This is a genomic window from Tabrizicola fusiformis (assembly GCF_013328815.1).
Taxonomy (GTDB): Bacteria; Pseudomonadota; Alphaproteobacteria; order Rhodobacterales; family Rhodobacteraceae; genus Fuscibacter.
Genome location: NZ_JABUHN010000010.1, coordinates 123,497 through 136,225, shown reverse-complemented (window position 1 = coordinate 136,225; position 12,729 = coordinate 123,497). Strand labels below are relative to the sequence as shown.

General features: G+C 65.9%; 11 protein-coding genes. 6 read left to right on the top strand and 5 right to left on the bottom strand.

What is annotated here, in order from left to right:
* Positions 1-58: 58 nt before the first annotated feature.
* The 3 genes from HS053_RS16365 to HS053_RS16355 form a co-directional block, all read right to left on the bottom strand.
* Complete coding sequence (locus tag HS053_RS16365; protein ID WP_174212339.1) at positions 59-1,480, bottom strand: serine/threonine protein kinase; 1,422 nt, start codon at positions 1,478-1,480, stop codon at positions 59-61.
* Between the two features lie 3 nt (positions 1,481-1,483).
* Positions 1,484-2,224: a metallophosphoesterase family protein gene (locus HS053_RS16360; protein WP_174212338.1), complete on the bottom strand. Its 741-nt coding sequence runs from the start codon at positions 2,222-2,224 to the stop codon at positions 1,484-1,486.
* 105 nt (positions 2,225-2,329) lie between these two features.
* A complete protein-coding gene (locus HS053_RS16355) occupies positions 2,330-2,950 on the bottom strand; it encodes a helix-turn-helix domain-containing protein (RefSeq protein ID WP_174212337.1) in 621 nt (206 codons plus the stop codon).
* A gap of 171 nt (positions 2,951-3,121) precedes the next feature.
* Between HS053_RS16355 and HS053_RS16350 the strand changes: the two genes are divergently transcribed.
* The 4 genes from HS053_RS16350 to HS053_RS16335 are packed head-to-tail and all read left to right on the top strand — an operon-like array spanning position 3,122 to position 6,890.
* Positions 3,122-4,594, top strand: a complete 1,473-nt coding sequence (locus HS053_RS16350; RefSeq protein WP_174212336.1) for a class I adenylate-forming enzyme family protein — start codon at positions 3,122-3,124, stop codon at positions 4,592-4,594.
* Complete coding sequence (locus tag HS053_RS16345; protein WP_174212335.1) at positions 4,581-5,216, top strand: DsbA family oxidoreductase; 636 nt, start codon at positions 4,581-4,583, stop codon at positions 5,214-5,216. Before HS053_RS16350 ends, HS053_RS16345 begins: the two co-directional genes overlap by 14 nt.
* Positions 5,213-5,698 carry a metal-dependent hydrolase gene (locus HS053_RS16340; protein WP_174212334.1) on the top strand — a complete coding sequence of 162 codons (486 nt, stop codon included), beginning with the start codon at positions 5,213-5,215 and terminating at the stop codon, positions 5,696-5,698. Before HS053_RS16345 ends, HS053_RS16340 begins: the two co-directional genes overlap by 4 nt.
* 1 nt (position 5,699) lies before the next feature.
* On the top strand, positions 5,700-6,890 hold the full coding sequence (locus tag HS053_RS16335) for a multidrug effflux MFS transporter (protein ID WP_174212333.1): 1,191 nt from the start codon (positions 5,700-5,702) through the stop codon (positions 6,888-6,890).
* A gap of 32 nt (positions 6,891-6,922) precedes the next feature.
* Here the strand turns inward: HS053_RS16335 and mfd are convergent, their stop codons facing one another.
* Complete coding sequence (mfd, locus tag HS053_RS16330; protein WP_174212332.1) at positions 6,923-10,360, bottom strand: transcription-repair coupling factor; 3,438 nt, start codon at positions 10,358-10,360, stop codon at positions 6,923-6,925.
* Positions 10,361-10,909, bottom strand: a complete 549-nt coding sequence (locus HS053_RS16325) for a component of SufBCD complex (protein ID WP_347233344.1) — start codon at positions 10,907-10,909, stop codon at positions 10,361-10,363.
* 97 nt (positions 10,910-11,006) lie between these two features.
* Here HS053_RS16325 and hemB point away from each other — a divergent pair, with 97 nt between their 5' ends.
* Positions 11,007-12,005 carry a porphobilinogen synthase gene (hemB, locus tag HS053_RS16320; RefSeq protein WP_174212331.1) on the top strand — a complete coding sequence of 333 codons (999 nt, stop codon included), beginning with the start codon at positions 11,007-11,009 and terminating at the stop codon, positions 12,003-12,005.
* Positions 12,006-12,091: 86 nt separating this feature from the next.
* Complete coding sequence (locus HS053_RS16315) at positions 12,092-12,652, top strand: lipid-binding SYLF domain-containing protein (RefSeq protein WP_174212330.1); 561 nt, start codon at positions 12,092-12,094, stop codon at positions 12,650-12,652.
* Positions 12,653-12,729: the final 77 nt, after the last annotated feature.

The following is a 12,729-nucleotide window of genomic DNA, read 5'->3' as shown; positions in this document are numbered from 1 at the left end:
CGGAGCCTTTGAAGGCTCCGCAGCGGAGTTGTCGAAAACTCCGCCTCCCCCCGGGGTATCAGGCGGCGTCTGCTGTGCGGGCGCCGTCCTTCAGCCGGATCACGGTGACCGAGCAATGCGCCTCGGCCACCACCCGCGCCGAGACGGAACCGAGAAAGCGCCGCGTCGTGGAATGGCCACGCGCGCCCATCATCAGGTGGTCGGCCTGCACCGCTTCGGCATGGTCGAGGATCGCGCTGGCCGGATCGGTGTTTTCCAGAATGGTATAGGTCAGCCGGTCATCGGGCAGTTCGATCCCCTCGGCCCAGCCGCGCAGCGCCACAAGCCGCGAGACATGCAGGTGGTTGCCGTCATCATCCGTCGTCTGGTCGATGCCCAGCCGCGCCGTCTTGATGACATTGACGCAAGCCACCCGCGCCTCGGGCGTGATCACCAGCATCCGCTTGACCGAGGAAAAGAGGGCCGCCGACAGCGCCTCCATTTCCGGCGCCAGATCGACGGCGACCAGCAGGATTGGCGCGCGGTCGCCATGGGCGGCGGTCGAGACCGGGGCGCCAAAACCCTTGACGCCCTTCATCGCGCGCTTGCGTTTCCAGACTGTCCAGAACCCGTCCTGCGCCAGTTTGTGGCCGCGCTCGGTGATCTTGACCTGCCGCGGATGGGTCAGGTCAAAGATCATCTGCGCCGCCGACTGATAGCGCCGGGCCGGGTCCACCTCCAGCGCGCGCAGGATGATCTCTTGCAGCCATTCGGGGATTTCCGTGCGCAGCGCCCGCGGTGGCACCGGATCGCGCCACAGCCGCTCGCGGACCTGTGACAGCTTTTCCGGCTCGCCAAAGGGCAGTTTGCCGGTGGCCATCTGATAGATCATCGCCCCCAGCGCATAAAGATCGCTGCGCAGATCGCCGCGCTGGCGCAGATATTGCTCGGGCGCGATATAGGGGAAGGTGCCCATCGGAATGGTGAATTCCTCGGCCAGCAGATCGGGCAATTCATCATGCCGCGACAGGCCGTAATCGACCAGCACCATCTCGCCGGTTTCGCGTTGCAGGAAGTTGTCGGGTTTCAGGTCAAGGTGGATTACATGCTGGCGGTGCAGGTCGGCCACCGCCTGCGCCATGCGCGCCGCCGCCTCGATCACCTCGTCCAGCGGCAGCGGCGCGCGTTTGACCAATTGGTGCATCGAGCCGCCGGGGATGCGTTCGGTCACGATATAGGCCATGCGCGAAAAATCGCCCTCGCCCATCACGCGCGGCACATGCGGGCCGGTCAGGCGGGGCATGATCATCTGCTCCACCTCGAAGCCCACAATCGTCGGGCCGTCGTAGCCGTCCAGAATGGTGGGAATCTTCATCACCATCGGCGTGCGGTAGAGCGGATGCGTCACCTCCCAGACCGTGGCGAAGCCGCCCTTGTGCAATTGCTCGCCCAAGGTGAAGCCGTCAATCTCAAGGCCCGGTTGCGGCTTGATCTGCTGCATCGGTCATTCCCCCTTGATCAGCCGCGAGGCCAGCGCCTCGGGCAGGCCCGCCGCCCGCACCTTGCGCGCGGTGGTGGCCGCGTCATAGGGCACCCGGCGAAAGGTCAGCTCGTTCTTGTCGGTATCGAGCATGGCATAGCCCGCCAGCGCCGCCCCGTCGCGCGGCTGCCCGACCGAGCCCACCACCGCCAGCCAGCGGCGCGAGCGGATCAGCGGCACCGCCTGCCCCTGCACCACCGGATGACCCATCACCCGGCCCGCAAGATCGCAGCTGTAAAGCTGCGGCCGGTGGACATGGCCGACAAGGATCACCCGGGCGTCCGAGACGCGAAAGCTGGGCATCGCCTTGGCCTCGCCGGTGACATAGATCCAGTCCTGCGGATCATTGGCGCTGGCATGGACGAAGAGGACATCGCCTTCGGTCGCGGTCAGCGGCAGGTCTTCCAGAAACAGCTTCTGCGGTGCGGTCAGCCGGTTCACCGTCCAGTCGATCACCCGGCGGGCATTGGCGTTCAGCGCGCCATCGGCGACACCGACGGCGCGGTCATGGTTGCCGCGCACCGCAAGGGCGCCCTGCGCCACCAGCGCCGCCACCTTGTCCACACACCAGCCCGGATCAGGGCCATAGCCGACCAGATCGCCCAGAAACACGATGCGGTCGGGCTTGCGCAGGGTCAGATCGGCCAGCACGGCCTCGAATGCCTCGCGGTTGGCGTGGATATCGGTCAGGATGGCCAGACGCATTCACTCTCCCCCTCCGACGCAGCACCGCGGCATCGTCCCCGGGCCAGCCTAGGCGCTCTGCGGCGGCGCGTCACCGCGACGCTATGTCCCGCTGACGCAGGGTTTTCAGGTCAGCGATGTCACCCAGAGGATCGTCGCATCATCATCGGAAACCGAAACCACGTTATGGCCCATCGAGGCGTCGTAATAGGCGCTGTCACCGCGGCGCAACTCGACCGGCTCGTAAAATTCGGTGTAAAGCCGGATCACCCCGGTCAGAACGAACAGAAACTCCTCGCCGTCATGGCGCACCCAGCCGTCGAATTCCTCCATGCTGCGGGCGCGGATCGTGGCGCGGTAGGGCAGCATCTGCTTTTTCGTCAGCGCGCCGGCAAGGAGTTCATGTTCGTAGGTGGTGGTGGCATGGGCCATCCCCTCGCCCGATTTCGTCACCGAAATGCGGCCCGAGACCTGCGCCTTGGAGGGCGGGGTGAAAAGCTGCGGCACGGACATATCCATGCCCTGCGCCAGCTTCTTCAGCGCCTCATAGGTGGGCGACATCTGGCCGTTCTCGATCTTGGAGAGGGTCGAGCGCGCCAGCCCCGCCTGCGCCGCCGCCTGTTCCAGCGTCCAGCCCTTGGCCTTGCGCAATTCACGCACACGCGGGCCAAGGTCCATCGGCTCGACCGAAGGGGCCGGGCCGGTCTCGCGGGCAATGCGGATCAGGCGTTTGGGATCGCTGGACATGGGCCTATGCCTTAGCAGAACCTTGCCTTGTTGCAAGCGGCTGAGGGGAGCGCCCGGGGCGGGCCGGGGCCTCCGGCGGGAGTATTTGAAGAAGGGCAAATGCACGGAGTTGCGGCAGGTTTGTGCGCGGGCGGCGCTTGCCGGGGGCCGGGCGGGGCGGTAACGGGGGGCATGGACCGCTTTCCGCCCTGCCCCGCGCCGTTCAATCTGGCCGCCCATGCCTTGGCGCGGGCCGGGGCGCTGGCCGACAAATCGGCCTTGCAGGTGATCCGGCCGCAGGGGGCCGAACGCTGGAGCTATGGCCGGCTTGAGGCGGCGGTGCGCGGCTTTGGCAGTGCGCTTCTGGCGCGGGGGTTGCTGCCGGGCGAGCGGGTGCTGCTGCGTCTGGGCAATTCGGCGGCCTTTCCGGTGGGGTTTCTGGGGGCCATCGCGGCGGGTCTGGTGCCGGTGCCGACCTCGGCTGCGCTGACCGGGCCGGAGGTGACGCGGCTTGCGGCGCGGATCGCCCCGGCGCTGGTGCTGGCCGAGGCGGGTGTGGCGCTGCCCGATCATCCGGCGCCGGTCATGACGGCGGCCGAGGTTCTGGCGGCCGAGGCTTTGCCGCCCTGTGACTGGGCGATGGGCGACCCAGACCGGCTGGCCTATATCGTCTTCACCTCGGGCAGCACGGGGGCGCCGCTGGCCGTGGCCCATGCCCACCGTGCGCTTTGGGCGCGGGGGATGATGCATCAGGGCTGGGAGGGGTTGGGCGAGGGTGACCGGCTGCTGCACGCCGGGGCCTTCAACTGGACCTTCACGCTGGGCACCGGCCTTTTGGACCCTTGGGTGAACGGTGCCACGGCGCTGATCCCGGGGCCGGGGGTGATGCCGGCGCAACTGCCTTTGCTGATGAAGCGGTTCGATGCCACGATCCTTGCCGCCGCCCCGGGGGTGATCCGGCAGATGCTGAAGGCACCCGTGCCCGCCCTGCCCCGGCTGCGCCACGGGCTGGTGGCGGGGGAGGCGTTGGCGCCCAGCTTGCGCGACCAGTGGCGCCGGGCGACCGGCACCGACCTGCACGAGGCGCTGGGGATGTCGGAATGCTCGACCTATCTGTCGGGCAATCCGGCGCGTCCGGCGCCCGAAGGGTTCACCGGCTATCCGCAGCCCGGACGGCAGTTGCGGCTGATCGACGGCCAGATCGCCCTGCACCGCAGCGACCCCGGTCTGATGCTGGGCTATCTCGATGCGCCCGAGGCGACGGCGGCACGGTTTGACGGCGACTGGTTCCTGACCGGCGATCTGGCCGAAGCGGGGCCGGACGGCGCCCTGCGCTTTCTTGGCCGCGCCGATGACATGATGAACCCCGGCGGCTTTCGCGTTTCACCGCTTGAGGTGGAGGGCGCGCTGGCCGGGGCCGAAGGTGTCACCGATCTGGCCGTCTGCGAGATCGCGCTGCGCCCCGGCGTCAGCGTGATCGCCTGCGCCTATGTCGCCGCTGCCGATCTGGAGCCCGCGCTGATCGCGCGTGCCGATCAGAGCCTTGCCCGCTGGAAACAGCCCCGGCTTTACCGCCGCCTGCCCGCCCTGCCCCGCAATGCCAATGCCAAGCTCAACCGCCGCGCCCTGCGCGCGGAACTGGAGTCCGCCGATGATCCGTCTTGATATCTTTTCCGATCCCGTCTGCCCCTGGTGCTATCTGGGCAAGGCCAATCTTGACCGCGCGCTTGAGGCGGCGCCGGAGCATCCCTTCCGCATTGAATGGCATCCGTTCCAGCTCAACCCCGACATGCCCGCGGCGGGGGTGGACAAGCGCCAGTATCTGGCCGACCGTTTCGGCGGCGCCGACAAGGTGGACGGTGTGCATCAGCGGTTGCGCGATATCGCCCGGCAGAATGGCGTGGACCTTGACCCGGACGTGCCCAAGCGCATTCCGAACACGCTGGATGCCCACCGGCTGATCCATTGGGCGGGGCTTGAGGGGCGGCAGACGCCGCTGGTTTCGGCCCTGTTCCGCGCCTATTGGAAAGAGGGCCGCGACATCGGCAACCGCGCCGTGCTGGCCGACATCGCGGCGGCGGCGGGGATGGACCGAGCCGTCACCCTGCGGCTGCTGGAAAGCGAAGCCGATGCCGATGACATCCGCGCCCGCGATCAGGACGCCCGCAAGAAGGGGGTCAGCGCCGTTCCCACCTTCCTGATCGCCCAGCAATATGTCGTCTCGGGCGCGCAGCCGCCCGAGGTCTGGGGCAAGGTGATTGCAGAACTGGCGGAGAAACGCGGGTGATCCTGGCGCATCTGCCATCGGGTTATGTGCTTGCACGTCTGGCCGGGCAGCCGCGAGGGCTGACCCTGATGGCGACGCTGGCGGGTGCGGTCTTTCCCGATCTGGACCTGATCTGGTTCTACCTGATCGACGACCGCGCCTTTCACCACCACCGCTATTGGGTCCACGCGCCCGGCTTCTGGCTGATCATCGCGGCGCTGGCCCTGCCGATGATCCGCCGTTTTGCCCCGAGCGTCCTGTTGCCCGCCGCGCTGTTTCTGGCCGCGGTCTTCCTGCACCTCGTGCTCGACACGCTGGCGGGCAGCATAATGTGGCTCTGGCCATTTTCCAACCGGCTTTATGCGCTGGTCGAGGTGCCTGCCACCCGGTCGCACTGGGTCCTGTCCTTCCTGACCCATTGGAGCGCCCTGGCCGAGCTGGCGCTGATCCTCTGGGCCGCTGTTCTGTGGTTCCGCCGTCCCAAATCTGCCGTGAAAGCCTGACATGCCCCAGACCCTGCCCTCGCGGACCGAGTTCACCATCCTCATCGCCATGCTCTTCGCCACCGTGGCGCTGTCGATTGACGCGATGCTGCCCGCGCTGCCCGAAATCGCCGCCACCATGAGCCCGGGCGCCCCGAACCGCGCGCAACTGGTGGTGACAAGCTTCGTGCTGGGCATGGGGATCGGCACGCTGTTCGCCGGGCCGCTGTCGGACCGTTTCGGGCGGCGGCGGGTGCTGCTGGCGGGGGGCGCGCTCTATGCGCTGGCGGCACTGGCCTGCTGGGCGGCGCCCTCGCTGGAAATGCTGCTGATCGCCCGCGTCATTCAGGGCATTGGCGCCGCCGGGCCGCGGACGGTGACACTGGCCATCGTGCGCGACCTCTATTCCGGGCGCGAGATGGCCAAGATCGTGTCTGTCGCAATGTCGATCTTTTCGTTGGTGCCTGCCGTGGCGCCACTGATGGGTCAGGCGGTGATGGGCTTTGGCCCCTGGCAGGGGATTTTCATTGCCTTTCTGGTCTTTTCGGCCCTGACCATGGGCTGGTTCGCCCTGCGTCAGCCCGAAACCCTGCCGCCCGAACGGCGCAAGCCGCTGGAGCCCGCCGCCCTCTGGGCCGCCACGCGCGAGGTGCTGTCGCTGCGCGTGGTGCGGCTGTCCATCCTTGTGCAGGCGCTGGTGTCGGGGATGCTGTTCGGCGTGCTGTCTTCGATGCAGGGGATATTCGATCTGCGCTTTGGCCGGGCCGAAAGCTTCCCCTTGTGGTTCGCGCTGATTGCCGTGGTGTCGATGTGGGGTTCGATCGTGAATGCGCGGGTGGTGGTGCGGCTGGGAATGCGGCGGGTGCTGAACCTGACCTTCGCGGCGCAGATCGCGGTGACGGGCGGGCTCTGGTTCCTGAATGTTGCCGGCCTCATGCCCGAGAGTCTCGCCTTTCCGGCGCATATCCTGTGGACCATCTGCATCTTTGCCATGATGGGGCTGACGCTGGGCAATCTGAACGCCATGGCGATGGAGCCCTTGGGCCATGTCGCGGGGCTGGCCGCCTCGGTGATCTCGTCCTTGGGCACCATCGGCTCGGTCTTGCTGGCGGTGCCGCTGGGGCTGCTGTTTGACGGCACGGCATTGCCGCTGATGGCGGGGGTGCTGGCCTATGCCATTCTCTGTCTGGGTCTGATGCGCTTGGCGCGTTAAGCCGGGCGAAAATTCTTCGGACGAAGAATTTTCTACTTGGCCCGGGCTTTTTCGGCCAGGTCGCGGGCGATGGCGAAGGCGCCCTTGATGCGGTCGGCTTCCGACTTCATCTCGCCCTGCAACACGATCTTGTTGCCCTGCACCTTTGCCGCTGCGCCCTGTTCGCGGATGAATTCCACCAGACCCGCCGGATTGGCGAATTTGTCATTGTGGAACTGCACCGTGGCGCCTTTCGGCCCGGCGTCGATCCGGCTGATGCCCGCGCGTTTGCACATCGCCTTGATCCGCACGATCAGCATGAGCGTGTTGACCTCTTTCGGCAACGGGCCGAAACGGTCGATCATCTCCGCAGCAAACCCCTCAAGCTCCACCTTGGTCGCCAGCGACGACAGGCGGCGATAGAGGCCAAGGCGGATGTCCAGATCGGGAATATAGGTCTCGGGGATCATCACCGGCACGCCAAGGTTGATCTGCGGCGACCATTGGTCGTCAATCGCACTCAACCCGCCGATCTCGCCGGATTTGATCTTGGCAATCGTCTCTTCCAGCATCTGCTGGTAAAGCTCATAGCCGACTTCCTTGATATGGCCCGACTGTTCCTCGCCCAAGAGGTTGCCCGCCCCGCGCAAATCAAGGTCATGGCTGGCAAGGTTGAAGCCCGCACCCAGATTGTCAAGGCTGCCCAGAAGCCGCAGCCGTTTCTGCGCCTGCGGTGTCAGCGGGCTACGCGGTTTCGTCGTGAGGAAGCAATAGGCCCGCGTCTTTGACCGGCCGACCCGGCCCCGGATCTGATAAAGCTGGCTAAGGCCGAACATATCGGCGCGATGCACGATCATCGTGTTCGCCGTGGGAATATCCAGACCCGATTCCACGATGGTTGTGGCCAAGAGCACATCCGCCTTGCCGTCGTAGAAATCATTCATCCGCTGATCCAGATCGCCCGCTGCCATCTGGCCATGCGCCACCAGATAGCTGACCTCCGGCACATGGGTTTTCAGGAACTCCTCGATCTCGGGCAGGTCCGACAGGCGCGGCACCACATAGAAGCTTTGCCCGCCGCGGTAATGCTCACGCAAGAGCGCCTCGCGGATGGTGATGGTGTCGAATTCGCTGACATAGGTGCGGATGGCCAGGCGGTCCACCGGCGGCGTGGCGATCAGCGACAGGTCACGCACCCCCGTCAGCGACAGTTGCAGCGTGCGCGGAATCGGCGTCGCAGTCAGCGTCAGGACGTGGATTTCCGAGCGCATTTCCTTCAGGCGTTCCTTATGGGCCACGCCGAAATGCTGTTCCTCGTCGATGATCAGCAGGCCAAGGTTCTTGAACCGCACGCCCTTTGCCAAAAGCGCATGGGTGCCGACCACGATATCCACCTGCCCTTCGGCCATGGCGGCGCGGGTGGCATTCGCCTCTTTGGCAGAAACGAAACGCGACAGGGGCTTGACCGATATCGGAAAGCCGCGGAACCGTTCGGCAAAGCTGCGATAATGCTGCCGGGCCAGCAGCGTCGTCGGGCAGATCACCGCCACCTGCATCCCCGACATGGCGGCGACAAAGGCCGCGCGCATCGCCACCTCGGTTTTGCCGAAGCCGACATCACCGACGACCAAGCGGTCCATCGGGCTGCCCTTTTCCAGATCGGCCACCACATCGGCAATCGCCGCAAGCTGGTCATCGGTTTCCTGATAGGGGAAGCGGGCGGCAAAAGCCTCCCATATGGAATGGGGCGCCTCCAGAATGGGCGCATGGCGCAGGGCACGCTCGGCTGCAATCCGCATCAGGCGGTCGGCAATCTCCTTGATGCGTTCCTTGAGCTTGGCCTTCTTGGCCTGCCATGCCCCGCCGCCCAGACGGTCCAGCAGCCCCTCTTCATGACCGTAACGGCTGAGCAGCTCGATATTCTCGACCGGCAGGTAAAGCTTGGCATTGTCGGCATATTCCAGAGCAACGCAGGCATGGGGCGCCCCCAGCGCGGTGATGGTTTCAAGGCCAAGGTAACGGCCCACCCCATGCTCGACATGCACCACAAGGTCGCCCGGAGACAGGCTTTCGGCGTCGCGCAGGAAGTTTTCGGCCTTGCGCTTGCGCCGGGGTTTGGCCGCCAGACGGTCGCCCAGAATGTCCTGTTCGGAAATCACGGCAAGGCCGGGCGCGGTGAACCCGGCCTCCAGCGCCCAGATCATCAGGAACAATCCGCCTTTGCCTTCAGGCACCTCGCGGAAATCCTTCACAAGGGCGGCGCCCTTGACCTTCTGATCGTCCAGAAGCCCCTTCAGCCGTTCCCGCGCGCCTTCGGACCATGAGGCGATCACCACCTGCCGGTCTTGACGCAACTCCTGAAGATGGTCGGCCAAGGCACCGAACAGGCTGATGCTTTCCTGTTGCCGCTCGGGCGCGAAGTTGCGGCCGATCCGCCCGCCGGAATCCAGAACCCCCGGCCCCGGCGCCTGCGCCAAGGGCGAAAGCTGCGCCACGCGCAGGGGCGCCAGTGCGGCCTCCCACGCGGCATCGTCCAGATAGAGCAGCCCCGGTGCGCAGGGTTTGTAGACCGAATCCAGCCGCCCGCGCGCATTCATCGCCTCGCGCCTTGCGTCATAGGCGTCGGCGATGCCTTCCCAGCGGGAAAGGCGGGCGGGCGTCACCTGATCGTCCAGCATGACCGAGGCATCGGGCAGATGGTCGAACAGCGTCTCAAGCCGCTCGTGGAAGAAGGGCAGCCAATGCTCCATCCCCTGATGCTTGCGACCCGCCGAAACGGCTTCATAAAGCGGGTCATCCTGCCCGCCTGCGCCGAATTCCACCCGGTAGGTCTGGCGGAAGCGGGTGATCGCGGCCTCGTCCAGAATGATTTCCGACATCGGGGCGAATTCGACGGCTGACAGCTTTTCGGTGGTGCGCTGGGTCACCGGATCAAAGCGGCGGGCGCCGTCCAACTGATCGCCAAAGAAATCCAGCCGGATCGGCCCGCCCTTGCCCGGCGGCCAAAGGTCAACGATGCCGCCGCGAATGGCGAAATCCCCCGGCTCGGCCACGGTGGAGACCGGCGAAAAGCCCATCCGCGCCAGAAAGCCGCGCAGATGTGCCTCATCCACCCGGTCGCCCACCCGGGCGGCAAAGCTGGCGCCGCGCAGCACCTCGCGCGCCGGTATCCGCTGCGTTGCCGCCGCCAGTGTGGTCAGCAGCACGAAGGCACCGTTCAGCCCCGCCGCCAGCGTGGCCAGCGTGGCCATCCGCCGCGCCGAAATCGTGGGATTGGGCGACACCCGGTCATAGGGCAGACAGTCCCATGCCGGAAATTCCAGCACCACGGTTCCGGGCGCCATGACGGCGAGGGCGGCGCGCATCGCCTCCATCCGCTTGTCGTCGCGCGCGACATGGATCACCGGCTGGCCGCGGCCCAGTTCGCGGATCAGCAGCCGGGCGTCAAAGCCCTCGGGCGCGCCGCCCGAGATGATGCGCTCGGCCGCCATTTAATGCGGAAAGCCGATCTGCATGTTCTGCCACATGCCGAACAGCGAAGTGACGAAGATGGCCACCATGCCCAGAAGCTGGGTGCCAAAACGGTGGCGGCGCAGCCGTTGATACAGCGCCTCGCCGCTGCCCGCCCCGGCCTCGATCAGCCGGGCCTGCCGCAGCGACAGCGCAAAGAGCAGCATCAGCGGAAAAAGCAGCAGCAGCAACGCCTGCGCAAATTCGATCCCATACCAAAACCCAAGGATCGACAGGACCGACAGCAGGAAACACACCATGCCGACCAGCCAGAGCCCGGCCTGACGCGAGATATATAGCATCCTCTGGGTGTTGATCCGCACCAGCGCCTCAAGATCCTGTTCGGCCTGTCCGCCATCGCGGCGGGCACGCTGGATCATGTCGAAGGGCACGCCCAGAACCCAGTGGCTGGCCATCGACCAGACCACCCCCAGCATGATCCAGTACCAAAGGTTCGAGAAGGACCGCAGGTCGATCAGCTCGAAAACGATCTTGTACCAGTCCAATGCCCGCGCGCCCCGTTCTGCCACACCGCCCCACCCGCGCCGAATTGACCGCTTGTGGACCTTGCGCTTTCCATGGCAGGCAAGGCGCATAATCGCAAGCCCCTTCGCCCGCGAGGTCCCCATGCACCCCATCGTTCCATCCGGTCACCGCCTGCGCCGCCTGCGCCGCTCGGCCCCGTTGCGGGTGCTGGTTCAGGAAAACACCCTGACCGTGGCTGACCTCATCTGGCCGATCTTTGTCCGCGAGGGCGTGAATCTGCGCGAGCCGATTGCCTCGATGCCCGGGGTAGACCGGCTTTCGGTCGATCTGGCGGTGAAGGCGGCGGAAGAGGCAGCGGGTTTGGGCATTCCGGTGATTTGCCTGTTCCCCTATACCGACCCGGCGGTGAAGACCCTCACCTGCGAAGAGGCGTGGAATCCCGAGAACCTGACCAACCGTGCCATCCGCGCCATCAAGGCTGCCGTGCCGGATATCGCGGTGATGACGGATGTGGCGCTGGACCCCTATAACGTGCTTGGCCATGACGGGCTTGTGGTGGATGGGGTGATCCTGAACGACGAATCCGTCGAAGCGCTGGTCAAGATGGCACTGGTGCAGGCCGAGGCAGGGGCAGACATCCTTGGCCCCTCGGACATGATGGACGGCCGGATCGGTGCAATCCGCAACGCGCTGGAGGGGGCCGGTCATCAGGGCGTGGCGATCATGTCTTATGCTGCAAAATATGTCTCGGCCTTCTACGGTCCGTTCCGCGATGCGGTGGGCGCCTCGGGCGCGCTGAAGGGCGACAAGAAGACTTATCAGATGAACTGCGCCAACAGCGACGAGGCGCTGCGCCTTGTCGCCCGCGATCTGGCCGAAGGGGCAGATATGGTGATGGTGAAACCGGGGATGCCCTATCTCGACATCTGCCGCCGAGTGAAGGACACTTACGGCGTGCCGACCTTCGCCTATCAGGTGTCGGGCGAATATGCGATGATCAAGGCGGCGGCGCTGAACGGCTGGATCGACGGCGAAAAGGCGATGCTCGAAAGCCTGATGGGATTCAAGCGCTCCGGCTGCGACGGCATCCTGACCTATTTCGCCCCCGCCGCCGCCCGGCTGATCCGCGCCGGTCTGTGATGCGACCAGATGACAGCGCCGCAAAGACCGGATAACCTTCTGTCAACAAAGGGCGGGTAAGCCCTGACGGGCGAGGAGGCGGCAGTATGGCGACCAAGGTTTCAAGACGGATCTTTCTGGCATCGGGCGGCGCGCTGGCGCTGTCGGCCTGTGTGACGGGCAATGGCATCGGCTCACGCGGTGCGGCGCAGATCGACGCGCGGGTGGATGCGACGCGCGACTATCTCTTTGGCCGCTATCCGGGCACGCGCGACCTTGCTTCGCGCGCGCTGGGGGTGCTTTATATGCCCCTGGTGACCGAGGCGGGGTTCGGCATCGGCGGCGGCTATGGCCGGGGCGCCTTGCGGATCAACGGGGTGACGGTGGATTATTATTCCGCCGCCCGGGCCACCATCGGCTTTCAGATCGGGGCACAGCAATATGCCCATGCGCTGTTCTTCATGACCGATGCCGCGTTGCAGGGCTTCCGGCGGTCCAATGGCTGGGCGGCGGGCGCCGATGTGCGCTATGCCACGCCGGAACAGGGCGCCAGCCTTGGCAAGGAAACCACCGAGATGGACCCGGTGATCGGCCTTGTCTTCGGTCAGCAGGGGTTGATCGCGGGGGCGACGCTGGCGGGCGTGAAGTATAGCCGGATCATTCCGTAATCCTTTGTGAGGATGGGCAGATTGCCCATCCTACCTGCGGTTCGGGCCTTCGTAGGATGGGTAATCTGCCCATCCTC